Raw genomic sequence first — 22,787 nt, 5'->3', positions numbered from 1 at the left:
CATGCACAAAGCTGGCGTCAAGGGTTGTCAGGCTCGGGCGACGCGGTACAAACTGCGGGCTTTGTCGCGGCCGTCTACAGGCGGCCCAGCCCACAGGCCGGAGTACAGACTCCAGGCTCTTTGACCTTATATAAGGGACCCGAACATGGAATTGGTTGTAAAAAGCGTTAGCCCCGAAACGTTGAAGACCGCCACCCTCGTGGTCGCCATCGGCGAAGGCCGCAAGCTCGGCGCGGCCGCCAAACAAGTCGATGAACTGAGCGGTGGCGCCATCAGCGCGGTGCTCAAGCGTGGCGACCTGGCCGGCAAAGTCGGGCAAAGCCTGCTGTTGCAAGGCCTGCCGAACCTCAAAGCCGACCGCGTGTTACTGGTGGGTGTGGGCAAGGATGCCGAACTGGGCGACCGCCCGTTCCGCAAGATCATCAGCGCCATCCTCAACACCCTCAAGGGCCTGGGCGGCAGCGATGCGGCACTGGCGCTGGACGAAATCGTGGTCAAGGGCCGCGACAGCTACGGCAAGACCCGCCTGTTGGCCGAAACCCTGCTGGACGGTGGTTACACGTTCGAACAGTTCAAGAGCCAGAAAGCCGAACCCCGCGCCCTGAAGAAAATCACCCTGCTGACCATCAAGGCCGCCCAGGCTGAAGTACAGCGCGCCACCACCCACGCCCAGGCCATCGCTGCGGGCATGGCGTTCACCCGCGACCTGGGCAATATGCCACCAAACATCTGCCACCCGACCTACCTCGGTGAACAGGCCAAGGCCTTGGGCAAAGAATTCAAGGGCCTGAAAGTCGAAGTCCTCGACGAGAAGAAGATCAAAGAACTGGGCATGGGCTCGTTCTATGCCGTGGGCCAGGGCAGCGACCAGCCGCCCCGCCTGATCGTCATGCAATACAACGGCGGCAAGAAGGCCGACAAACCGTTCGCCCTGGTCGGTAAAGGCATCACCTTCGACACCGGCGGCATCAGCCTCAAGCCGGGTGCCGGCATGGACGAGATGAAGTACGACATGGGCGGCGCCGCCAGTGTGTTCGGTACCCTGCGCGCCGTGCTGGAGCTCAAGCTGCCGATCAACCTGGTGTGCATCCTGGCCTGTGCCGAAAACATGCCGAGCGGCGGTGCTGCCCGCCCAGGCGATATCGTGACCACCATGAGCGGCCAGACCGTGGAAATCCTCAACACCGACGCCGAAGGCCGCCTGGTGCTGTGCGATGCCCTGACCTACGCCGAGCGCTTCAAGCCCCAGGCAGTGATTGATATCGCCACCCTGACCGGCGCCTGCATCGTCGCTCTCGGCTCCCACACCTCGGGCCTGCTGGGCAACAACGACGAGCTGGTCGAGCAATTGCTCAGCGCCGGCAAGGCGGCCGACGACCGCGCCTGGCAGTTGCCCCTGTTCGATGAGTACCAGGAGCAACTGGACAGCCCGTTCGCCGACATCGCCAACATTGGCGGGCCAAAGGCCGGCACCATCACGGCGGCGTGCTTCCTGTCGCGTTTTGCCAAGAACTTCAACTGGGCCCACCTGGATATCGCCGGCACCGCCTGGACCAGCGGTGGCAAGGACAAAGGCGCTACCGGCCGTCCGGTGCCGTTGCTGACCCAGTACCTGCTGGATCGCGCCAAAGCCTAAACGCAACTCTGTAGGAGCCGATTTACAGGCTCCTACAGGTTTTTGCGTGCCTGCCTGGAAATGTAATGACCCAAGTCGACTTCTATATATTGCCCAGCGCCGATCCGTCGGCTCGCCTGGACTTTGCCTGCAAACTCACGGAAAAGGCCTGGCGCATGGGCCACCGCATCTACCTGCACTGCAGCGATGCCGCCCAGCGTGACGACCTCGATGCCCGCCTGTGGCGCTTCAAGGGCGAGAGCTTCGTGCCCCACGGCCCCGCAGAATCGGAGCCGGACAGCCAGGTGGTGCTGGGTGTGGGCGACAGTTGTGGCGATCACCATGACCTGCTGGTCAACCTGGATCTGAAAGTGCCAGCCTTCGCCAAGGGGTTTGCCCGGGTCGCGGAAGTGGTGGTGGAAGATCCGGCTATTCGTCAGGCCGCGCGTGAGAGTTTCCGTTTCTACCGCGAACAGGGCTATTCTCTGCAAGATCACCGATTACAGCGACTCTGAGCACATGATGGACACTTCAAACCCGCTAAAACCGTCTGACCACCTGCTGGACGACCTCGAGTCGATCCGCCAGTTGCTGGGTGATGACAACCTGCAACCGCCGCTGCTGACCGATACTGTCGCAGAAGAGGTACAGATCCCCCTGCTGTTCGATACGGTCGGCGCCAAGCCAGCCGTCGCCGCGCCGGTCGAGCCGCCCGTCGTCCAGGCAGCACCCGCCGCCGAAAAAGCCCCCGATGCCCTGTTGTTGCACCTGGACAACGAACTGCGCGCCGCTGCGCAATTGATCATGCAGGACGTGATCGACGACTTTGCCCCGCATATCGAAACCGAGATCAAGCGCCGGATGGATGCGCGGATGGAGCGGTTGCTTAGCCAGTACCAGTCCTAAGCCACATAGATATCCCCTGTAGGAGCGGGTTTGCCCGCGATGGCGGTGGATCAGTCGATTTGTCGATGACTGACACACCGCTATCGCGGGCAAGCCCGTTCCCACATTTGACCCGCGCCAGCCTTAGCCCCTCTCTTCGTCTCGCCCTCTCCCCTATCCCTCGTTATACTTGCCGGCTTTCCTGAATAAATGCCAACTAGGGTCCCGCCGCGCATGGATAAGACCTACCAGCCGCACGCTATTGAAACTTCCTGGTACCAGACCTGGGAGTCCGAGAACTATTTCGCTCCGCAAGGTGCGGGCGAGTCCTACACCATCATGATTCCGCCGCCGAACGTCACTGGCAGCCTGCACATGGGCCATGGCTTCAACAATGCGATCATGGATGCGTTGATCCGTTTCCGCCGTATGCAGGGCCGCAACACCCTGTGGCAGCCAGGCACCGACCACGCGGGTATCGCCACCCAGATGCTGGTGGAGCGCCAACTGGAAGCCACTGGCCAAAACCGTCACGACCTGGGGCGCGAGAAGTTCCTGGAGAAGATCTGGGAATGGAAAGACCATTCCGGCGGCAATATCAGCCGTCAGATCCGTCGTCTCGGCTCGTCGGTGGATTGGAGCCGCGAGCGCTTCACCATGGACGATGGCCTGTCGGAATCGGTCAAGGAAGCCTTCGTGCGCCTGCATGAAGATGGCCTGATCTACCGTGGCAAGCGCCTGGTCAACTGGGACACCAAGCTGCACACAGCGATTTCCGACCTTGAAGTGGAAAACCACGACGAGAAGGGTTTCCTGTGGAACCTCAAGTACCCGCTGGCCGACGGCGCCAAGACCGCCGAAGGCAACGACTACCTGATCGTCGCTACCACCCGTCCGGAAACCATGCTCGGCGACGCTGCCGTAGCGGTTAACCCGAACGACGAGCGTTACCAGGCACTGATCGGCAAGTTCGTCGAGCTGCCGCTGGTAGGCCGCCGCATCCCGATCATCGCGGACGACTACTGCGACCCTGAATTCGGCACCGGCTGCGTGAAAATCACCCCGGCCCACGATTTCAACGACTATGAAGTCGGCAAGCGCCATAACCTGCCGCTGCTGAATATCTTCGACAAGAACGCTGCCGTACTGCCCGCCTGCCAGGTGTTCAACCTCGACGGCACGCTGAACGACAGCATCGACGGCAGGATCCCGGCTGAGTTCGCCGGTCTCGATCGTTTCGAAGCACGTAAGCAGATCGTTGCCGCATTTGATGCCGCCGGCCTGTTGGTCAGCGTGGACGACCACGCCCTGAAAGTGCCAAAAGGCGACCGCTCCGGCACCGTGATCGAGCCGTGGCTGACCGACCAGTGGTATGTGTCGACCAAACCGTTGGCCGAGCCGGCGATTGCTGCCGTGGAAGATGGCCGTATCCAGTTCGTGCCCAAACAGTACGAAAACATGTACTTCTCGTGGATGCGTGACATCCAGGATTGGTGCATCAGCCGTCAATTGTGGTGGGGCCACCGCATTCCGGCCTGGTACGACGAGTCTGGCAAAGTCTATGTCGGCCGTGATGAAGCCGAAGTGCGCGCCAAGCACAACCTCGGCCCGGACGTGGCGCTGCAGCAGGACAACGACGTACTGGACACCTGGTTCAGTGCCGGCCTGTGGACCTTCTCGACCCTGGGCTGGCCGCAGCAGACCGAGTTCCTGAAGAAGTTCCACTCCACCGACGTGCTGGTGACCGGCTTCGATATCATTTTCTTCTGGGTTGCCCGGATGATCATGCTCACCATGCACTTGGTGAAGAATGAAGACGGCACCCCGCAGGTACCGTTCAAGACCGTGTACGTACACGGCCTGGTACGTGATGGCCAGGGCCAGAAGATGTCCAAGTCCAAGGGCAACGTCCTGGACCCGCTAGATATCATCGACGGTATCGACCTGGAAACCCTGGTGCAGAAACGCACTTCGGGCATGATGCAGCCAAAACTGGCGAAAAAGATCGAGAAGCAGACCCGCGACGAGTTCGCCGACGGCATCGCCAGCTACGGCACCGACGCCCTGCGTTTCACCTTCTGCTCGCTGGCATCCACCGGTCGCGACATCAAGTTCGACATGGGTCGCGTCGAAGGCTATCGCAACTTCTGCAACAAGATCTGGAACGCAGCGCGCTACGTGCTGGACAAGGGCGAAGACTGCGGCCAGAACGGCGAAGCCTTTGAGCTGTCCCTGGCTGATCGCTGGATCATCTCGCAGCTGCAGCGCACCGAAGCCGAAGTGACCCGCCAACTCGACCAGTTCCGTTTCGACCTGGCCGCCCAGGCCTTGTACGAGTTCATCTGGAACCAGTATTGCGACTGGTACCTGGAACTCTCCAAGCCGGTGCTGTGGGACGAGAACGCGCCGGTCGAGCGCCAGCGCGGTACCCGTCGCACCCTGGTGCGCGTGCTGGAAGTGGCATTGCGCCTGGCGCATCCGTTCATGCCGTTCATCACCGAAGAAATCTGGCAGCGCCTGGCGCCGCTGGCCGGTATCGAAGGCAAGACCATCATGCTGCAACCTTGGCCAGTGGCCAATGAAGCACGCATCGACGAGGCTGCCGAAAGCGATATCGAATGGCTCAAGACCCTGATGCTCGGCACGCGCAATATCCGCGCCGAGATGAACATCGGCCCCGGCAAGCCTTTGGCGGTGTTCGTGAAGAACGCCAGTGCCGAGGACCTGCGCCGTCTCACCGAGAATGACGCCCTGCTCAAGAAGCTGGCGAAGCTGGAGTCGATCACCGTATTGGCTGACGGCGCCGAAGCACCGCTGTCTGCCACCGCACTGGTCGGCGAGATGGAAGTGCTGGTGCCGATGGCCGGCCTGATCGACAAAGGTGCCGAGCTGGCGCGCCTGGATAAGGAAATCCTGCGCCTGCAGGGCGAAGTGCAGCGCGTGGGCGGCAAGTTGTCCAATGCAGCCTTCGTGGACAAGGCCCCGGCCGAAGTCATCGACAAGGAACGCGCCAAGCTGGCCGAGGCCGAACAGGCGTTGGGCAAGCTGGCGGAGCAACATGCGCGGATTTCCAGCCTGTAAGAGGCAACCCGCGTAAAAAAAGAGACCTTCGGGTCTCTTTTTTTTGGCCCTGGAAAACACCCCGCTTCCCACATTTGCCCGGGGCGGGCTCAGGATGTGTGACAATGGCCGCCACTTTGAGCCAACACCAGAATCATCATGACCGCCCCCAGCACACCCAAACCGCCCCGCAAGAAGCCGAAAACCGCCGCCACAGCCAAGCCCGTGGTGCCACGCAAAGAGGCCACTCTGCATCCGCGCAACCGCCACCAGGGCCGTTACGACTTCCCGGCGCTGATCAAGACTACGCCGGAACTGGCCCAGTACGTGATCCTCAACCCCTACGGCAAGGAAAGCATCGACTTCGCCAGCCCGGACGCGGTGCGGGTGTTCAACCGGGCGCTGCTCAAGGCGTTCTATGGCGTGCAGCACTGGGATATCCCGGCTGACTACCTGTGCCCACCGGTGCCAGGGCGTGCCGACTACGTGCACTTCCTCGCCGACCTGCTGGCCAGTGTCAACGACGGCAAGATCCCCCGTGGCTCGATCGTCAAGGTGCTGGACATCGGCATGGGCGCCAACTGCGTCTACCCGCTGATCGGCTACATGGATTACCGCTGGAATTTCCTCGGTTCCGAGATTGACCCTACCGCCGTGGCGGCCGCCAAGGCCATCGTGCAGTCCAACGACCTGAGCAAGGTCATCCAACTGCGCCTGCAAACCAACCCGAAACATATTCTGCTGGGGCTGCTGGAGCCGGGTGAGCGTTTTGACCTGACCATGTGCAACCCGCCGTTCCATGCCTCCATGGACGAAGCGACCAAAGGCAGCGAGCGTAAGTGGCGCGCCCTGGGCAAGGCCGACCCCAAGCGCAAGTTGCCGGTACTGAACTTCGGCGGCCAGTCGGCAGAGCTATGGTGTGAGGGCGGCGAAGCGCGGTTTGTCACGCAATTGATCGCCGAAAGCGCGCATTTCGCCCATAAAGTGCTGTGGTTCAGCACCCTGGTGTCAAAAGCCTCCAACCTGCCTGCCATCGAGACCGCGCTGAAAAAAGCCGGTGCCCTGGAAAGCCAGGTAGTGGAGATGTCCCAGGGCCAGAAACAGAGCCGTTTTGTGGCCTGGACCTTCCAGACCAAGAACGAGCAGCAGATCTGGCGCCAGCGCTGGGTGCGCTAGAGGTAAATCGCAGGCAACAAAAAACCGTGCCCGGATCGCTCCGGTGCACGGTTTTTTTTGCTGCGTCTTACTTGTTGATCGAGTCGGTCAGGCCTTTGGCCACAACCAGCTTGATCACTTTCTTCGCAGCGATTTCGATGGCAGCGCCAGTCGAAGGGTTACGGCCGGTACGGGCTGGACGCTCGGTCACTTTCAGCTTGCCAACACCTGGCAGAGTGATTTCGCCGCCGTTGTCCAGCTGGTCACCAACGATCTGAGCCAGTTGCTCCAGTACGGCACGTACTTGAACCTTGGTGGTATCAGTGGATTCGGCGATATCAGCGATCAGTTGGTCTTTAGTCAAAGCCATTGTGGTGTTCCTTCCCTATCAAATTCATTTGGATTGCAGAGTGCAGTGTCAGCCATCGAGCCCGACCGTCATGGCCTGGCACCCCTGGCCATAACCGCGAGAGATCGGGGTTATAGATGCCTGAAACGGGGTTTGGTTCGACCTGACAAATGCTGAATGCACGCTTAACGCCGATACATCGCGTAAGACCGGGCAAAACTAGCACAGAGACGGGGAAATATCCGCTTCTACCTACCCATTTGGTCAGCTTTATCGCTCTAAACCGTGAAAAAAAGGCATATGACCCGTCAGAGGCCTCCCGAAACCGCTTCAAACGACGCCGCGACCAACGGGTGCGGTACACTGGCGACTTTTTCCGGGAGGCCAACCGCTCCCGCTCAACCAGCCGAGAAGCCCATGCCGATCCGTCATTGCATCGTCCACCTGATCGACAAAAAACCCGACGGCACGCCCGCAGTTCTCCACGCCCGTGACTCCGAATTGGCCGAGTCCGCCGCCATCGAGAACATGCTCGCCGACCTCAACGAGAGCTATAACGCCAAACAAGGCAAGGCCTGGGGTTTCTTCCATGCCGAGTCCGGCGCGCACCCGTTCAGTGGCTGGTTGAAGGAATACTTCGAAGGCGGCAAGGATTTCACCGCCTTCAGCCGGATTGCCGTGGAGCATCTGCAAAAACTGATGGAGGAGTCCAACCTCTCCGTCGGCGGCCACGTGTTGTTTGCCCACTATCAACAGGGCATGACCGACTACCTGGCCATCGCCCTGCTGCACCACAGCGAAGGCGTGGCGGTGACCGACGAGCTGGACGTGACGCCCTCGCGCCACCTGGACCTGGGCCAGTTGCACCTGGCGGCACGCATCAACGTGTCCGAATGGCAGAACAACAAGCAGTCCAAACAGTACATCTCGTTTATCAAGGGCAAGAACGGCAAGAAGGTCTCGGAGTACTTCCGCGACTTTATCGGCTGCCAGGAAGGCGTCGACGGTCCGGGCGAGACTCGCACCCTGCTCAAGGCCTTCAGTGACTTCGTCGAAAGCGAAGACCTGCCGGACGAGTCCGCCCGCGAGAAAACCAAGACCCTTGTGGATTACGCCAGCAGCCAGGCCAAGCTCGGCGAGCCGATGGGCCTGGAAGAACTGTCGGGCCTGATTGATGAAGATCGGCCAAAGGCCTTCTACGACCATATCCGCAACAAGGATTACGGCCTGTCGCCGGAAATCCCGGCGGATAAACGCACCCTCAACCAGTTCCGCCGCTTCACCGGGCGCGCCGAGGGCCTGTCGATCAGCTTTGAAGCGCACCTGCTGGGCGACAAGATCGAGTATGACGAAGCCGCCGGCACCCTGATCATCAAGGGCTTGCCGACCCAACTGACCGACCAGCTCAAGCGCCGTAACTGATGCTCGGCGGGGTACTGAAGAAAGTCCTGCTGGTGTTGCTGGTGGTGGTGGCGATCCAGAACTGGGGCAAGATCGAGCGACTGTTCAATCCGTCGCAGGTCGTCCCGGAGCAGGTACGCGCCACTGCCCGGGTCACGCTGTACAGCACCGAGTGGTGCGGGTACTGCAAGCAGACCCAGCGGTTCCTCGATCAGAAGGGTATCCCCTACAAGACCGTGGACATCGAGAAGGATGCCCAGGGACGCAAGGCTTATGAGGCCCTGGGAGGCGGCGGGATTCCATTTGTGGACGTGAATGGCACGCAGATCCGCGACTACAACCCGGATGCCATCCTGTCCGCCCTGAACCTGTAGGCGCGAGCAAGCCCTAATGCCGACCCGTTAAGCGAACGCAATGCTCAACGCAGCGAAGACCAAATGTGGGAGCGGGCTTGCTCGCGAAGACGTCGGCCCAGCAAACATTGATGTTGACTGACCAGCAAGCCCGCTCCCACAGGGGATCTGCACCTGACTGAACGGCATTCGAGCAAACCCGCGCCTACAGCGGTTTGATTAACGGATTAAGAAGCCCAGGCGCGGAAAGTGCACATGCACGGTGCCGCCACGCTCATCCTCGCGGCGCAGGATCAACTCTTCGCGACCGGCAAACACCAACTCCCCCGCCACCGGGTCGACGCCATAGTCGGTCGCGGCGATGGTCACTTGCTGGCCGACCTTGAACCCGTTGGGATCTTCAAACACTTCATCCGGCAACGCCGCAGGCGCGCTATCGCGGGCGATTTCCAGGGCCTGCCCGGCATTCATCTCGCTGGCGGTGCCATGCCCGAAGCCCAGCACCCGAGCAAGCCAGGCGCTGGCAGCCGGATAGTTATCCACAAGCGGCGAGGTCACTGATGAGCCTTTGAGGAACCACAACGGATGGGCCATGGCGAAGTCGGCAATCGACGGTTCGCCAAACAGGAAATCCCCTGACTGACGCTGCAACTGTTGCTCAAGCCGCGCAATGATTGCCGGCCACTGGTGCCGCACCACCTCCAGCGGCATGCGGGCGGCGCTACCGTCGCCGAACATCTTGCTACGGTCGGCGACCAGCACCTGCAGCAACTGCGGTGGCACCTTGGCAAATTTCACGGCCAGGGATTCGGGTTGGAACACCAGGGCCACGGCATGGGAAAACACCACTGAATCGGCCCAGGCGGCAAAACTTTGGCTGAGCAGTTCCTGGCCTTCGGGAAACAGCGGCGGCGTGGCCTTTTCCTGTTCCAGGCGACGGGCGATCAGCGCGGTGTCGCAATAAATATCCGCGCCCACCTGCAGCACCGGGGTTTTGCGGTAACCGCCGGTCAGGGCCGTCAGGTCCGGCTTGGGCATCACCGGGGGAATGATCACCGAATGCCAGGACAGCCCTTTGAAGCCCAGGAGCAGGCGGGCTTTTTCCGCGAAAGGGGATTGGGGGTAGTGGTGCAGGATCAACTCAGACATGCCGGACTCCGCCAGATGAAGGAGCGGCCAGATTATCGCGCAAAACCCCGGCGGCCTAGCCATTGGCCTGATGGGAACTGATCAGTCAGATTGATAAGCCCGGGCCAGACACTCCTTGGCGCTTTTCTTGAGCTTCTTTATCAGGCGTTCCTGGCGCAGGGCTTCGCCCTTGCTCGCGCAAGCCTCGGTATACACCAGCGCCACCGCCGGGCTGGACAGAAAAAACCGCGCGCCCTTGCCGCTCTGGTGCATCGCAAAGCGGCGCAGCGGATCGTTGCTGATCCCGCAATAGAGCGCGCCATTGGCCGCCCGGACCAGGTAGACAAACCAGGGTTTGGGCGCGACAGGTTCAGGTGGGCTGTTCACAAAAGGTTCTGGCAAACGAAAAGAGCGCCAATCTTATCAACGACTGGCCTGGAACGCCTTCAACCCTTTCAACGCCTGGCCGCGCACCGCGTTGCGCACCAGCGGCGTCCAGCCCAGCAGCAGGCCCTTGGCGCCAAGGGCCTGACGCGACCAGCGCCACAGGTCGAAATGGTCGTGGTGCTCGCAGATCTTGCCGTCGCGAAACACAAAGCGCGCCTGGATATCGTTGACCACCGTGCGGCCGGTCTGGCTGAACAGGTAGGTCGCCACCCAGTGAGCACTGCCTTTGTTGTCGTCACTGTGTACCTGGTCGAAGGTCAGGGAAAAGTCCTTGGCCCGGGTGGTGAGCATGCGCCACATGTCGCCAGCATCGCGCCCGCGCAATTCGCCGAACGCCGGGTCGCTGAACAGCACATCCTCGGTGTAGCAGGCACTCATGGCCTCGGCATCCAGGCGCTGGAAGGCGCCATAGAATTCGTTGATCAGGGCGTTATGGGCGTCGCTCATGGGCAGCATCCGGCAAAGGGTTGAAAGTCACTTACGATAGTGTGCATGGGCCTGCAACACCATCGGCATTGATCTGCGGAATACCTAGGGCACCATCCCGCAGCTGCGAGCATAGGCGAACAGATCCACGTCGGTGGAAATACACAGGCGGTTCATGGCCGTGCTTTTCTGTTTGCTGATGGTAGAAATGCTGCGATTGACCCGCGCGGCGATCTGACTGACCGTCATGCCACTGGCGAGCATGCGCACCACTTCGCGCTCCTTGCCGGACAACTGCGGCTGTTGCGACTGGTCGCCCGTACCCGCCTCCACCAACTGCACCCGCAGGCATTCGCTGACAAAGGTCTGGCCGGCGTGCACCGTCTTGATAGCCAGGGGCAACTCCTTGGCCGAGGCACTTTTGGCGACGATCGCCTGTGCGCCATGGGCAAAGGAGGCGCGCAAGGTGGCGACATTGGCAAACATGGTCACCAAAATCACCGGCAACCTCGGGTACTGGCGGTGCAACAGGCTCAGCAGGCCATAGCCGTCAGCCTGCTGGCCGCCCGGCATAGCGAAGTCGGTCACCAGTACGTCGCAGGGCGTGGTTTCCAGCAACCGCAGCAGTTCATCGGGGCCATCGGCCTCCCCCACGACTTTGCACCGACCATTCGCCTCGATTACCACTCTCTGCCCGATACGCACAATGGGATGATCGTCAGCAATAATTACGCGAAGCATAAATACCCACGGATGATGGCAACTTGAATCCGCGCAAAATACCTGCGCCGGTCCCCTTCAACAACTGCCTGAGCTCCCGGTTTTTTCATCACGATCAATGTTTGGTAGCCAGCCCGGCAACACCTACAAAATAAAAAGAAAACGCCTACACCAAAAACTTTCAACACAGACTTCCATTTACCTACAAATCGACAAAGGCATCAAAGCGAGCCCAAGTAAGTGAGGTAGGTATGCAAGTCAGCCTGGAACGCTTCCAGCTGCGACGCGCTCAATGCTATGCCCTGGGCATGGACGCGCTCGATCAGGCGCATGCCTCGCAACTCCAGGTCCGCCACCCCGAGGAAGGCCAGGCTCCCCACCAGGCGATGCAAGCGCTCGGCGGTCAACGGCGCATTCAGAGTCCGGCACGCATGAGCCAGGCCGACACTGTCCTCGCGGGCTTCGCAAAGCAGGCTGGCGAGCATCTGGTCCACTACAAGAGCATCGCCAAAGGTTTCAATCAGGCCGGCACGGGTCGGCCAGAGTGCCGAAACGGGCACCGGCGCCTGCACATCGGCCGGGCCTGGCAGCCACAGTGCCAACACGCTATGCAATTGCCCCAGGGACAACGGCTTGAGCAACCAGGCATCCATGCCTGCATCGCGGCAACGCTGGGGGTCGTCATGTACTAGGTTACCGGTCAAGGCAATGATCGGTACCCGCCTCTGGGCGTTAGCGTGTTCACGCAGACGGATTGCACGGCTCATGGTGTAGCCGTCCATATGCGGCATCTGACAATCACTGATCACCAGGTCGAATCGTCGTTCGGTAAGGGCTGCCAGCCCGTGCTGCCCGTCGCCGACCAATTGATGGCCCAGCCCGAGCTGTTTGAGGAACCACCCCATTAAGATGCGGTAGGCGGAGTGGTCTTCCACCACCAGTACCTTGAGGTGCTGCCAGTGCACAGGCGGTGTAGGCGAAGGTGTCGGTTCACGGGAAAGCACTGCGTTGGAAAATACGCCAGTCTCCATGGTCACCTCATGATTGCGATGGGTCCTGCAACGCCCAGCGCTCGTAGTAGGCCGGCAACGCTGACGCAACAGCCAGGGGACGTGCGAACACTTCACACGACTGCTATCGCACTACAAAAGTAGCCTTATGAAGGCGGTCATGACGATGCAAAAACTACGAAAAAACCAACTTTCCTACAAAACAAATTAACTTATTCCGACACGTTCCAAACTGATTTCCCTCTCCCGCCGATTGTCGTAATAGTTGTATTTCCCCTGCCCAGCCTCCCCGCTAAATTGCGCCTACCCCGAGAAGAGGGAGCTCAGGCGCCGCCCCGCAGCAGCCCTGAAACCCATAAGCCCAAGCCGCCTTGTAAGCCACCCTTCACAAAGGGCAGGTATTGCCGTGTGCGCCTTATCAGCCGAACCTGCACTGGAACAACCTGAACATGAACAAGTCGTTAAACCTGGTGGGCACCGCCCTGTTGCTCTCCAGTGCCTCGTCGGCCTTTGCCGCCAGCACCGTGGACCTTACGGTCAAAGGGCTTATCACCCCAAGCGCCTGCACCCTCACCGTGCCGGGCGCTATCGACTTCGGGAAAATCTCGGCCAAAGACCTGAACCCGGACACACAAACACGAATTGAAGACAAGACCCTGCAACTGACTGTGAATTGCGAGGCCATGACGCTGTTTGCGATTAACCCTGTCGATAATCGGGCAGGTACATCGCACGGCACCAATGCCTCAGGCTATGGCCTGGGGCTGATCAATGGCACGGAAAAACTCGGGATGTATGTAGTGATCGTGCGTAACCCCGTCGCCGACATCCCATCGCAAATGCTGCAATTTCGCGATGGCACATGGCGCATGCAGTGGGACGACGACTATGTCGCGCCCAACCGGTTGATTGCATTCGGCAGCTTTGTCCCGGATGTCGGTTACTTGCCGCACCCCCTCGAAACCGCATCCGTGGAGATCGTGCTCAATACCTGGATTGCCCCGGCAAACACGCTGACCCTGACCGATGAGGTGGCGCTGGACGGTTCGGCAACCCTGGAAGTGAAGTACCTCTAAACCGGTCGACGCTGCTTGGACCACTCCAGATAAAGGGCCCTATGTCTATGAACGCTTTTGCCTCCAGACTCCTACTGACATTGCTGTTCACACCGGCGGCATTCGCCGCCAGCACCACCGACCTCGCCGTCAAAGGCACCATTACGCCCAGCGCCTGCGCACCGTTGATCTCAGGCGACGGCACCATCGACTTCGGGAAAATGTCGGCCAAGGACCTCAACGCCGACCAGCACACCAAACTGCCCAATCAATCCATGCTACTGAGCGTGCGCTGTGAAGCACCGACGCTTTTCACCCTGAACACTGTCGACAACCGTGCCGGCTCCTCGGCCAACCACGACAACTGGCATGGCCTGGGCATGACGCCCGAGGGCGAGAAACTGGGAGGGTCCGCCTTTCATCTCTACACCCCCATAGCTGACGGTGCCCCGGTACGGACCATTACCTCGCGAGACGGCGGCGTGACGTGGGAACTGACCAATATGCTCAACCACACCCTGGTGACGGCAGTTGCGAGGGGCAATGACCTGGTACCTATCGCCGTCCGCGCCTTGGACGCGGAGATCCGCCTGTACACCCACATTGCGCCTGCCGATGGCCTGACCCTGACCGACGAAGTCCCCGTCGATGGGCACGCCACGGTCCAGGTCAACTATCTGTAACGCCACACACAGCCCCAATCGAAAGGAACTCGCTCCCATGAAACCCGTGTTCACCGCCATCGCCACCAGCCTGCTGCTGCTTGGCTCTGCCACCAGTTACGCGGCCTCCACCGTCGACCTGACCGTCAAGGGTCTGATCGTACCCAGCGCCTGTACGCCTAACATGGACCATGGCGGAATCGTCGACCATGGCAAGATTTCCGCGAAAGACTTGCATGCAGACAGCCCCACACAAATCGGCACCCACGTCCTGATCCTGGGGGTCACGTGCGATGCCCCGATTCAATTTGCCCTGCACGCCATCGACAACCGCGCCGGCTCGTCCCCCACTGCGGCCCAGTTCGGCCTGGGCTTGATCAACGGCACGCAAAAACTGGGCTGGTTCGGGTTGACGCTGCGCAACGCGGTCGCCAACGGAATACCGATGCAGCCGATTGCATCCGCAGACGGCGGCAATACCTGGTACAGCGAAAAGTTCTGGAATCCAGGTTTGTACATGGCCGCAGCCACCATGGATGACGCCACCCAACCGGCCTCCATCCAGGAGCTGGTGGCGGAACTGGTGGTGGAAACCAGCATTGCCCGTACCGACGGCCTGGACCTGAGCAACGAGGTCACCCTCGATGGTTCCGCCACCCTTGAAGTCAAGTACCTGTAACCCTTGGACGCCCATGCCTGGCTGAGACTTGCGGGCATGGGTATTTCTTTCGTATCGGCCGTGTCTACTTCGGCCAGTGGCGCCCACCGATGAACACCTACCCTCGCCTTCTGGCGATCTGGCTTTTGCTGACGAATGCCGCAGCGGCCTTCGCCGCGTCTTCTGTCGATATCACGGTAACGGGGCGGCTGACGCCGGATGCCTGCCACGTGACGCTGTCAGAGGACGGCACGGTTAATCATGGGAAAATTCCCGCACACACCCTCAACGCCAACGAGTTCACCGTACTACCGGGCCAGTTGCTGGAACTGAAGGTGCAATGCACCAGGCCGATGTTGTTTGCCCTGGTGGGGCTCGATAACCGCGCGCAATCCTCACTGGCCCCTGGGTTCTTCTATGGCTTGGGCCGAAACATCCACGTCCCGGCCGAGCGTCTGGGGTCCATCGCCCTGTCCTACCGCAACCCCCAGGGCGACTCACAGCCCATGCAGGTCCTGGCCTCCACCGACAGTGGCGAAACCTGGCGCCCGGAACCCAATGCGTACCCCAAATCCTATGTCGGCTTTGCCCTGCCCGGAGATCGCCAGCCGGACTTCATCGGCCAGTTGACGACTCAATTGCGCATCGACACGTCGATCAACTTCACCCAGTACCTGACCCTGAATCAGGAGGTGCCGCTCGATGGTTCCATCGTGCTGGACCTGCGTTACCTCTGACCTCTTCACGCTGCCCCAATGGAAGACCCCGGCATGACCACAACCTTACTCAAAACAGCAACCTGCTGGCTTGCCCTGTCGCTGCTGCTTGGCGCACAGGCCCAGGCCGACGGCATGGTGCCGGACACCTCCGTGGTGATTATTTACGAAGCCGAGGGCGAGGCCGCCGTTTCAGTGACCAACACCGACGGCCAGCTCGCCTTGTTGCACGTCACCCTGGAAGACATTCCCGAAGACACCGAACCCCTGCTGGTAGTCACGCCGCCACTGTCACGGGTGGAGCCGGACAAGTCGCAATTGGTCCGTTTCATCCTGCAAAGCCAACAACCGCTGCGTACCCAGCGACTCAAACGGGCGATCTTCGAAGGCATGCCCCAGGGCCGTTCCGCGGCCAAAGCCGGGCACGCACAGGTCGGCGTGACGGTGCGCCAGAACCTGCCGGTGATCATCCACCCCAAGGGCCTGGCCCTCAATCGCACGCCCTGGACCAGCCTGACCTGGTCGCAACAGGGCAGTACCTTGCACGTGCGCAACGACAGCCCGTATGTGGTGCGCCTGGCCCAGGACCTGCGCCTGCTGCCCGGTGACGGCAAAGCCATGCTGCCTCGCACCTACGTGTTGCCCGGGGAGACCCTGAGTGTGCAGGCCAGCGGCGGCCCCGCCACTAAAGTGCGACTGCAACCGGCCACCGTCTACGGCTTTGCGGCTGCCGCCTACGAAGCCCCGATCATCTGACGAGCAACAAGAGGTCCCCGACCCGCAACAGACGCCCTTCAATCGAGTGCCTTTCGTGAAAACAATATTGAGCTCCCGTGACGGCGAAGCAGTGCCCGACACCCCCGCTCGCCTTGCCTTCCCCGCGATGCTGCTGGCCTGTGCCTTATTGCCGGGCAAAGCCTGGGCCGAAGCACGGCCCGGCTTCGACGCCACCACCCTGCACCAGCGCGGCATTGACCCACAGTTGGCCAACCTGCTGCTGGACGCCCCGCGCTTTGCCGCCGGCAGGCAGGCGGTGAGCCTGCGGGTCAACGGCCAGCCTCGTGGGCGCCTGGAGGTGGGTTTTGATCAACAGGGCGTACTGTGTTTTGACCGATCCTTGCTGGACGCCGCCAACCTGACGATCCCCGGCGACGAAGGGCCCTGCCATGATTTTCTCGCGCAGTACCCACAAAGCCTGGTGGAGCCGGACCCCGCCAGCCTCAGCGTGTCCCTGGTGGTGCCGACCGATGCATTGCGCCCGGTGCAACAGGACGTCTCGGGCTATGAAACCGGCGGCGTCGCCGGCTTGCTCAATTACGATCTCACAGGGTTCTATAACCGCTTCGGCGACGGCAACAGCCGGTTTGGCTCGGCCAATACCGAGGTGGGTTTCAACGCCGGCGACTGGATCGTGCGCAGCCGCCAAGTACAGACCTGGCAGGATGGGCTGTCGCGCAGCACCCATCTGGAGGCCTATGCCCAGCGCACTTTTGCCAGCCATCAAGCCGTGCTGCAAGCCGGGCAGATCAGCCTCTACAACCCGGTGTTATCCGGTGCGCAGATCACCGGGGTCCAGGTCCTGACCGAACAGGCTCTACTGGAACAGGGGCAAAGCGCGACCATCGACGGTATTGCCAACAGCCCGGCGCAAGTCGAGGTGCGGCAGAACGGCGCGTTGATTCACTCCACGGTGGTGCCCGCCGGACCGTTCTCCCTGACGGACGTACGGCGCCTGAACTCGCGTTCGGACGTCGAAGTCACGGTCAAGGAAAGCAGCGGCGGCGAGCGACGCTTCACCGTCCCCGCCGCCATGCTCGGCCTCGGGTTGCCAGCACCGGGGTACTCGGTGGCGGTGGGCCGTGTGCGCAATATCGGCGATGCCCAGGGCGACGATCCGTGGGTCGCCAGCGCGGGCTGGACCGGTGCCGTGCACTCGCAACTGTCCCTGGGCAGCGGCGTGCTGATGTCCAGTGAATACCGGGCTGCGGGGCTGAGCCTGGGTTGGCTGCCGTGGCTGGACAGTCAGATCCAGCTGTCCACACAGCTCGCCGATACCCAGGCGCGGGATAAGGTCCGTGGCCTGCAAACCGACCTGTCCTGGGCCCAGCGCCTGAATGATCAATGGTCGTTCAGCGTGGCCAATTCCTGGAGGACACCGGGCTATCGGGAACTGGAAGAAGCCACCTACGCGCCCGACACCACCCAGCAACCGCGCTCCCGTTATCGCGATCAACAAAGCGCCACGCTGGGCTGGTCCCACCCGTGGCTGGGGGCTTTCAGTGCCGGGGTTTCGCGCTCGAGCAGCGCTGACGGCGAGAGCAGCAGTCGCGGCCTGGCGTCCTGGGGCACCAGCGTCGGCGGGGTGTCATTGTCGGCCAGTGCCGAGTGGCAGATGGGCGGGCGCCAGCAGCAGGACAACGCGGTGTACCTGAACGTCAGCCTGCCTCTGGGCGAGAGCCGCCGCGTGCGGGCCTGGGTCCGCAACTCGGGTGGCGAACATCGCACGGGGCTGGGGCTGAACGAACAGATCGACGATCAATTGAGTTACCGCGTCAGCGCCGAACACGACACCCGCGACCAGCAGGTCGAAACCACCCTCGGCCTCTCGGCCCTGCCCCGCTACAGCCAACTCGATTTCAGCTACAGCCGCGCCGATGCCGAGCGTTCGAGCTATCAGGGCAGCGCCCGGGGGGGCGTGGTGCTGCATGGTGGCGGTGTCACGTTGTCGCCGTATGCGGTGCGCGACACCTTTGCCGTGGTGGCGCTGGGCGACATGGGCGGTATCAAGCTGAGCACGCCCAGCGGCCCGGTGTGGACCGACTGGCAAGGCCAGGCCGTGGTGCCCCAGGTGAGCGCCTATGGCCGCAGCCCGGTAGAAGTGCAGACCCGCTCGCTGCCGCGCAACGCCGATATCAACAACGGCCTGACCATGATCTCGGCCGGGCGCGGCGCCGTGCAACGGGTCGAATTCGGCGTGACCTTGACCCGTCGAGTGTTGCTCACCGCGCGCACCGCACAGGGGGCGTTGCTGCCCCGTGGCGCCTCTGTCAGTACCGCCAGCGGCGAGTTCGTGACCCTGGTGCAGGACGGTGGCCAGGTGTTCCTGCCCAACGTGCTGGAGCAGTCCGAATTGTGGGTCAGCGCACCAGAGATGGAGCGCTGCCGGCTGCAGTTTGAACTGCCGGCCAAGGGCGATCCCCAGGTGTACTTCGAAACCGCGCCAGCGAGCTGCAACGCCTTATGAGGACGATCACCATGCGCCTTTTCCGCGCCCCAAAGCGACTGATGGCGGTCGTGCTTACCGTCGGCCTTGCCGGCAATGCCCTGGCCGATGACGAGTGCCAGTTGACCCTCAGTGAATCCTTGCTGGATTTGGGCCTGATGAGCCGTCTTGCACAAAACGACAGTACCCCCCAGCGCCTGCTCGGCGAGCGCCGCCTGAGCCTGAACCTGAGTTGTCCGCAACCGGCGGATATGGGTGTGTTCTATCGGGCTCTGGCGGCGAATGCGCAATACCTGCAATTTACCGAACATGGACACTACGCCCTGCAAGTCAGCGATGGCGTGCTGGATGGCCAGGCAGTGGAGCTGGGGTTACTACCGGGCGCCGGCCAGCCTCCCGCCACCGTCGCCACAGCGTTGAACTGGCGTCCAGGCCATGGGGTGGTGCCGATGGTCCGCGGCACTCCGGTGCAAGGCCAGCACTTTTCCCTGCAAGTAAGCCTCAGTGCCTGGGCCGACGTGGCCGCGACCCACGTGCGCGATGCGACCACCTGGGAAGTGTCGGGCACCTTCGACGCCCCCCAAAGCGGGCGCTACCGGGAACTGACCCTGCGCGCCCACTTCGCCCCCGTCGCTTGCACACCGCAGTTATCCAACGGCGGCCTGGTGGATTACGGCACCTTGCTGGCCAAGGACCTGAGCGCCACTGCAGAAACCCCGCTGCCCACCCGTACGTTGCAGTTTTCCGTGAGTTGCGATGCCCCCGCACGCTTCGCCCTGGTGATGCACGACAACCGATTCGGCTCGGCCACCGGCGGCACCGATGAGACCGCCTACGGCCTGGGCGTGGATGCCAGTCACAACAAAATCGGTCGCTACTATCTGAACATCGACCCGGCGGACTTCAGCGCCGATAACCTGGGCACCCTCTATCGCACCGACTCCACCAGCAACGGCCAGGCCTGGAGCAGCGCCACCGCCCGGCAGATCCCGATCGCCGCCAATAGCCTGATGGGGTTTACCGACAGCATCGGCAGCACCCTGGGGCCGATTGCCGCTCAACACCTGGTCGGCACGGTGCGCATCAAGCCCTACCTGGCCCCCACCCAATCCATGGACCTGCGCAACGTGGTGCGTATCAACGGCTCCGGCACCCTGGAAATCATCTACCTCTGACCTCTGGAACCTTCTTTATGCACAAGCACTGCCTGGCTTTGCCCGCCCTGCTGTTACTGGTCTCGGCGCAACCTGCGCTGGCCGCCTCGACCGTGGACCTGAGCGTCAAAGGCCAGGTCACGCCGACAGCCTGTACCCCGCTGCTGTCCAGCGGCGGGATGATCGACTACGGCAAGATTTCCCAGCATGACCTGAACCTCGACAAGGGCACACGCCTGCCGATCAAGCAGTTGCAAGTCAGAATCGGCTGCAATGCCCCAGCCCGCTTTGCCCTGCGCATGCGCGACAATCGCAACGGTTCGGCCACGGTCAACAGCGAGATCTATTACGGGCTGGGGTTCGACAACAGTGGTAATCGCATCGGGCTGTATTCCATGACGTTTGATCCCAGAAAAACGCTGGTCGACAGTACTTCGCTGATCTACGGCACCGAGTCCACCACCGGCGGCCTGGCCTGGCGTACCGCCAACCTCAACACCATCGAGATTGGCGCCAACAGTTACCTGGGGTTCACCGAAACCAAAGACAGTGTCGCCGGACCGTCGGCGATTCAGGTTCTGATCAGCACGGTCAAAGTCGAGGCGGTGATCAATGCCCGGCAGAACCTGGACCTGAGCACCGATACCCCGCTGGATGGCTCGGCAACCCTGGAAGTCCTGTATCTCTAGAGTTTCTCGCTGGTGACCTGCACATACTGCGCACGTCCTGCGCCCAGCCCGGCGACGATTGCACCCAGGCCGATTACCGCGAAAATCCAGCCAATGGCCGTCCAGCCGCCGGTCCAGTCATGCACCAGGCCGACCGCGAACGGGCCAAGGGACGCCAGGGTGTAGCCGATGCCCTGGGCCATGCTCGACAGGTTGGCGGCCACATGGGAATCGCGCGAGCGCAGCACGATCAAGGTCAGCGCCAGGCTGAACGTGCCGCCCTGGCCCAGGCCCAACAGAATCGCCCAGCCCCACAGACCGTCCAACGGTGCATACAGGCACCCGAACAGGCCGCCGAGGGTCAGCAGCATCACCACCACAATGGCCAGGCGTTGATCCTTGCCACGGGTAGCCAGCCAGGGTGCGGCCAGGGAGCTGGCCAGTTGCACGATGATCGAGCCGGACAGGGCCAACCCGGCTTCAGTGGCACTCAGGCCACGGCCGATGAGGATCGACGGCAACCAGCCGAACACGATATAGGCCAGGGACGATTGCAGGCCCATATACAACGTCACCTGCCAGGCTAGCGGGTCGCGCAGCAAGCCTTTGACCCGATACGCCACCTGGTGGGCGCCGTGTTTCTGCCCGACTTGCGGTAACCAGAACAGCGCCGCCAGCAGTGCCGGCAGCATCCAGAAGCCCAGGCCGATGTTCCAGCTGTCTGCGAAGTAATGACTCAACGGCACCGTGGCCCCTGCTGCCAACGCCGCGCCCAGGCACAGGGCCATGGTGTAGACCCCCGTCATGGCCCCGGCCTGCCTGGCGAAGTCACGCTTGACGATCCCCGGCAACAACACCCCGATAATGCCGATACTGGCCCCGGCCAACAGACTGCCGGCGAACAGCCCGACCTCACCGAACGAGCTGCGCAGAATGATCCCGGCGGCCAGGGTCAATAAAATCCCCAGCACCACCCGCTCGGCGCCAAACCGTCGGGCGAGGATCGGCGCCATGGGCGCAAACAGACCCAGGCACAGCACCGGCAAGGTGGTCAGCAGGCCGGCCTGGGCCGCCGACAACCCCAGGCTGGCGGACACTTCACTGAGCAGCGGTGCCATGCTCGACAACGCCGGGCGCAGGTTCAACGCCACCAGAATCAGGCCCAGTAACAACAGCCACGGACGATGCACCTGCGGCGGACTGTGCTGGACCACCTCGTCGTCGGCCTCGGCGTCGATCAGCAATTCTTCAAGGGCATTTTCTGGGCGGGGCATGGCGTTCTCGGGTTCAAGGTTCATTGATCAACTGCCGGGACAGGGCTTTGGCGCGCTCCGGGGCCTGCTGCTCCACGGCATTGAGCAGTTCGACATGCAGGTCGAACACTGCCTGGCGACGCGGCTTGATATTCAGGGTCTGGCGCAACTGGGCGCCGACGATGCTGGAAAAGTACTGGTACAGCTCGCTCAAGGCCGGGTTGTGGGCCGCGTCCACCAGGCGCTTGTGGAACACCAGGTCGCACTGGATGTAGTGCTCCAGGTCGCCGTGGTAGTGCTCGCCACTGGCCCGCAGCGCTTGGTGCAGGCGTTGCAGATCCTCAGGGGTGCGGCGCAAGGCCGCCAGGCCGACGGCCTCGACCTCAAGAATCTGCCGCGTCTCCTGCGCCTGCTCCAGGGTGCACTGGGACATGGCATTCATCACCCCCAACGGATCGGTCATGGAACGCAGGTAGCTACCGTCTCCCTGGCGAACCTCGATCAGCCCGGAGAACGCCAGCACCCGCATGGCCTCGCGCACGGTATTGCGGCTGATGCCCAGCTCGGCCGACAGCTCCGGCTCGGTGGGCAGGCGCTCGCCAATCGCCCATTTGCCTTGGGTGATGCGCTGGCGCAGCTGGTCCAGGGCCTGGTCGACCAGGGAGCGTTTGATCAGAGGGGCGATGTCCGGCATGGGTTTTGTACTTTCGTCCAATCATAGGATGAATTTTCGTACAGCCTATTCGGAGTTGCCTACAGAAGCAACGCACCAGGGTTTTCAGGCGGGCAAAGGAAGCGAATTTTCGATCAGTAAAATTACCCTTCAAGGGTAACTATTGGCCTCAGGTG

23 protein-coding genes are annotated in these 22,787 nt (G+C 61.9%); 15 read left to right on the top strand and 8 right to left on the bottom strand.

The features are described 5' to 3' along the window. The first annotated feature begins 145 nt into the window (after positions 1-145). From HBO24_RS05785 to rlmF, 5 genes are all read left to right on the top strand, one after another. Entirely contained in the window at positions 146-1,636 is a 1,491-nt protein-coding gene (locus HBO24_RS05785) for a leucyl aminopeptidase (RefSeq protein WP_057438272.1), read from the top strand. Positions 1,637-1,701: 65 nt separating this feature from the next. Further along, entirely contained in the window at positions 1,702-2,130 is a 429-nt protein-coding gene (locus HBO24_RS05780) for a DNA polymerase III subunit chi (protein ID WP_057438270.1), read from the top strand. A 7-nt stretch (positions 2,131-2,137) separates the two neighbouring features. Continuing rightward, positions 2,138-2,521: a DNA polymerase III subunit chi gene (locus HBO24_RS05775; RefSeq protein WP_170044090.1), complete on the top strand. Its 384-nt coding sequence runs from the start codon at positions 2,138-2,140 to the stop codon at positions 2,519-2,521. A gap of 213 nt (positions 2,522-2,734) precedes the next feature. Further along, positions 2,735-5,581 (top strand): valine--tRNA ligase, encoded by a 2,847-nt coding sequence (locus HBO24_RS05770; protein ID WP_170044089.1) that lies wholly within the window; start codon positions 2,735-2,737, stop codon positions 5,579-5,581. A 138-nt stretch (positions 5,582-5,719) separates the two neighbouring features. Further along, a complete protein-coding gene (gene rlmF / locus HBO24_RS05765) occupies positions 5,720-6,736 on the top strand; it encodes a 23S rRNA (adenine(1618)-N(6))-methyltransferase RlmF (RefSeq protein ID WP_057958549.1) in 1,017 nt (338 codons plus the stop codon). 67 nt (positions 6,737-6,803) lie between these two features. Here the strand turns inward: rlmF and HBO24_RS05760 are convergent, their stop codons facing one another. Beyond that, positions 6,804-7,085, bottom strand: coding sequence for an HU family DNA-binding protein (locus HBO24_RS05760; RefSeq protein ID WP_038443110.1), 282 nt, complete (start codon positions 7,083-7,085; stop codon positions 6,804-6,806). Between the two features lie 396 nt (positions 7,086-7,481). Here HBO24_RS05760 and yejK point away from each other — a divergent pair, with 396 nt between their 5' ends. Further along, positions 7,482-8,486, top strand: coding sequence for a nucleoid-associated protein YejK (gene yejK / locus HBO24_RS05755; protein ID WP_038443112.1), 1,005 nt, complete (start codon positions 7,482-7,484; stop codon positions 8,484-8,486). After that, the gene (locus HBO24_RS05750; protein WP_057438267.1) at positions 8,486-8,839 is read left to right on the top strand and encodes a glutaredoxin family protein; all 354 of its coding nucleotides are present in this window, start codon (positions 8,486-8,488) and stop codon (positions 8,837-8,839) included. The genes yejK and HBO24_RS05750 overlap by 1 nt, the downstream gene beginning before the upstream one ends. Before the next feature lie 198 nt (positions 8,840-9,037). On the opposite strand, the gene HBO24_RS05745 is transcribed toward HBO24_RS05750, so the two are convergent. The 5 genes from HBO24_RS05745 to HBO24_RS05725 form a co-directional block, all read right to left on the bottom strand. Beyond that, positions 9,038-9,967, bottom strand: coding sequence for a glutathione S-transferase family protein (locus HBO24_RS05745; RefSeq protein WP_170059396.1), 930 nt, complete (start codon positions 9,965-9,967; stop codon positions 9,038-9,040). Between the two features lie 81 nt (positions 9,968-10,048). Then, positions 10,049-10,333: a GIY-YIG nuclease family protein gene (locus HBO24_RS05740; RefSeq protein WP_057444436.1), complete on the bottom strand. Its 285-nt coding sequence runs from the start codon at positions 10,331-10,333 to the stop codon at positions 10,049-10,051. 36 nt (positions 10,334-10,369) lie between these two features. Next, complete coding sequence (locus HBO24_RS05735; RefSeq protein ID WP_120734108.1) at positions 10,370-10,840, bottom strand: nuclear transport factor 2 family protein; 471 nt, start codon at positions 10,838-10,840, stop codon at positions 10,370-10,372. 84 nt (positions 10,841-10,924) lie between these two features. Next, positions 10,925-11,560: a response regulator transcription factor gene (locus tag HBO24_RS05730; RefSeq protein ID WP_057438263.1), complete on the bottom strand. Its 636-nt coding sequence runs from the start codon at positions 11,558-11,560 to the stop codon at positions 10,925-10,927. A gap of 200 nt (positions 11,561-11,760) precedes the next feature. Continuing rightward, the gene (locus tag HBO24_RS05725; RefSeq protein ID WP_057958546.1) at positions 11,761-12,570 is read right to left on the bottom strand and encodes a response regulator; all 810 of its coding nucleotides are present in this window, start codon (positions 12,568-12,570) and stop codon (positions 11,761-11,763) included. 428 nt (positions 12,571-12,998) lie between these two features. On the opposite strand from HBO24_RS05725, the gene HBO24_RS05720 reads away from it, so the two are divergent. The 8 genes from HBO24_RS05720 to HBO24_RS05685 all read left to right on the top strand — a co-directional run bounded on the left by HBO24_RS05720 (position 12,999) and on the right by HBO24_RS05685 (position 20,706). After that, entirely contained in the window at positions 12,999-13,625 is a 627-nt protein-coding gene (locus HBO24_RS05720) for a DUF1120 domain-containing protein (RefSeq protein WP_170059395.1), read from the top strand. Between the two features lie 47 nt (positions 13,626-13,672). Continuing rightward, complete coding sequence (locus HBO24_RS05715; protein WP_115128931.1) at positions 13,673-14,287, top strand: DUF1120 domain-containing protein; 615 nt, start codon at positions 13,673-13,675, stop codon at positions 14,285-14,287. Between the two features lie 37 nt (positions 14,288-14,324). Further along, the gene (locus tag HBO24_RS05710) at positions 14,325-14,945 is read left to right on the top strand and encodes a DUF1120 domain-containing protein (protein ID WP_170044086.1); all 621 of its coding nucleotides are present in this window, start codon (positions 14,325-14,327) and stop codon (positions 14,943-14,945) included. Between the two features lie 89 nt (positions 14,946-15,034). After that, the gene (locus tag HBO24_RS05705; RefSeq protein ID WP_057438253.1) at positions 15,035-15,661 is read left to right on the top strand and encodes a DUF1120 domain-containing protein; all 627 of its coding nucleotides are present in this window, start codon (positions 15,035-15,037) and stop codon (positions 15,659-15,661) included. A gap of 33 nt (positions 15,662-15,694) precedes the next feature. Further along, the gene (locus HBO24_RS05700) at positions 15,695-16,396 is read left to right on the top strand and encodes a fimbria/pilus chaperone family protein (RefSeq protein WP_057958542.1); all 702 of its coding nucleotides are present in this window, start codon (positions 15,695-15,697) and stop codon (positions 16,394-16,396) included. Between the two features lie 55 nt (positions 16,397-16,451). Next, a complete protein-coding gene (locus HBO24_RS05695) occupies positions 16,452-18,884 on the top strand; it encodes a fimbria/pilus outer membrane usher protein (protein ID WP_262152916.1) in 2,433 nt (810 codons plus the stop codon). An 11-nt stretch (positions 18,885-18,895) separates the two neighbouring features. Next, positions 18,896-20,038 carry a DUF1120 domain-containing protein gene (locus tag HBO24_RS05690; RefSeq protein ID WP_170059394.1) on the top strand — a complete coding sequence of 381 codons (1,143 nt, stop codon included), beginning with the start codon at positions 18,896-18,898 and terminating at the stop codon, positions 20,036-20,038. A 17-nt stretch (positions 20,039-20,055) separates the two neighbouring features. Further along, positions 20,056-20,706 (top strand): DUF1120 domain-containing protein, encoded by a 651-nt coding sequence (locus HBO24_RS05685; protein ID WP_169959725.1) that lies wholly within the window; start codon positions 20,056-20,058, stop codon positions 20,704-20,706. Here the strand turns inward: HBO24_RS05685 and HBO24_RS05680 are convergent. Both HBO24_RS05680 and HBO24_RS05675 read right to left on the bottom strand, forming a co-directional pair. Beyond that, positions 20,703-21,983, bottom strand: coding sequence for a CynX/NimT family MFS transporter (locus tag HBO24_RS05680; RefSeq protein ID WP_057438249.1), 1,281 nt, complete (start codon positions 21,981-21,983; stop codon positions 20,703-20,705). The genes HBO24_RS05685 and HBO24_RS05680 overlap by 4 nt on opposite strands. Then, positions 21,973-22,632, bottom strand: a complete 660-nt coding sequence (locus tag HBO24_RS05675) for a FadR/GntR family transcriptional regulator (protein ID WP_057438247.1) — start codon at positions 22,630-22,632, stop codon at positions 21,973-21,975. The genes HBO24_RS05680 and HBO24_RS05675 overlap by 11 nt, the downstream gene beginning before the upstream one ends. Between the last annotated feature and the right edge of the window lie 155 nt (positions 22,633-22,787).

The organism is Pseudomonas sp. WS 5410 (assembly GCF_012985645.1).
Taxonomy (GTDB): Bacteria; Pseudomonadota; Gammaproteobacteria; order Pseudomonadales; family Pseudomonadaceae; genus Aquipseudomonas; species Aquipseudomonas shahriarae.
This window is presented reverse-complemented; position numbering and strand designations above follow the sequence as displayed.

Excerpts from the sequence above, each read along its gene's own strand:
- HBO24_RS05785 (WP_057438272.1), top strand. The coding sequence starts at position 146 with ATGGAATTGGTTGTAAAAAGCGTTAGCCCCGAAACGTTGAAGACCGCC.
- HBO24_RS05780 (WP_057438270.1), top strand. The coding sequence starts at position 1,702 with ATGACCCAAGTCGACTTCTATATATTGCCCAGCGCCGATCCGTCGGCT.
- HBO24_RS05775 (WP_170044090.1), top strand. The coding sequence starts at position 2,138 with ATGGACACTTCAAACCCGCTAAAACCGTCTGACCACCTGCTGGACGAC.
- HBO24_RS05770 (WP_170044089.1), top strand. The coding sequence starts at position 2,735 with ATGGATAAGACCTACCAGCCGCACGCTATTGAAACTTCCTGGTACCAG.
- rlmF (WP_057958549.1), top strand. The coding sequence starts at position 5,720 with ATGACCGCCCCCAGCACACCCAAACCGCCCCGCAAGAAGCCGAAAACC.
- HBO24_RS05760 (WP_038443110.1), bottom strand. The coding sequence starts at position 7,085 with ATGGCTTTGACTAAAGACCAACTGATCGCTGATATCGCCGAATCCACT.
- yejK (WP_038443112.1), top strand. The coding sequence starts at position 7,482 with ATGCCGATCCGTCATTGCATCGTCCACCTGATCGACAAAAAACCCGAC.
- HBO24_RS05750 (WP_057438267.1), top strand. The coding sequence starts at position 8,486 with ATGCTCGGCGGGGTACTGAAGAAAGTCCTGCTGGTGTTGCTGGTGGTG.
- HBO24_RS05745 (WP_170059396.1), bottom strand. The coding sequence starts at position 9,967 with ATGTCTGAGTTGATCCTGCACCACTACCCCCAATCCCCTTTCGCGGAA.
- HBO24_RS05735 (WP_120734108.1), bottom strand. The coding sequence starts at position 10,840 with ATGAGCGACGCCCATAACGCCCTGATCAACGAATTCTATGGCGCCTTC.
- HBO24_RS05730 (WP_057438263.1), bottom strand. The coding sequence starts at position 11,560 with ATGCTTCGCGTAATTATTGCTGACGATCATCCCATTGTGCGTATCGGG.
- HBO24_RS05725 (WP_057958546.1), bottom strand. The coding sequence starts at position 12,570 with ATGGAGACTGGCGTATTTTCCAACGCAGTGCTTTCCCGTGAACCGACA.
- HBO24_RS05720 (WP_170059395.1), top strand. The coding sequence starts at position 12,999 with ATGAACAAGTCGTTAAACCTGGTGGGCACCGCCCTGTTGCTCTCCAGT.
- HBO24_RS05715 (WP_115128931.1), top strand. The coding sequence starts at position 13,673 with ATGAACGCTTTTGCCTCCAGACTCCTACTGACATTGCTGTTCACACCG.
- HBO24_RS05710 (WP_170044086.1), top strand. The coding sequence starts at position 14,325 with ATGAAACCCGTGTTCACCGCCATCGCCACCAGCCTGCTGCTGCTTGGC.
- HBO24_RS05705 (WP_057438253.1), top strand. The coding sequence starts at position 15,035 with ATGAACACCTACCCTCGCCTTCTGGCGATCTGGCTTTTGCTGACGAAT.
- HBO24_RS05700 (WP_057958542.1), top strand. The coding sequence starts at position 15,695 with ATGACCACAACCTTACTCAAAACAGCAACCTGCTGGCTTGCCCTGTCG.
- HBO24_RS05690 (WP_170059394.1), top strand. The coding sequence starts at position 18,896 with ATGCGCCTTTTCCGCGCCCCAAAGCGACTGATGGCGGTCGTGCTTACC.
- HBO24_RS05685 (WP_169959725.1), top strand. The coding sequence starts at position 20,056 with ATGCACAAGCACTGCCTGGCTTTGCCCGCCCTGCTGTTACTGGTCTCG.
- HBO24_RS05680 (WP_057438249.1), bottom strand. The coding sequence starts at position 21,983 with ATGAACCTTGAACCCGAGAACGCCATGCCCCGCCCAGAAAATGCCCTT.
- HBO24_RS05675 (WP_057438247.1), bottom strand. The coding sequence starts at position 22,632 with ATGCCGGACATCGCCCCTCTGATCAAACGCTCCCTGGTCGACCAGGCC.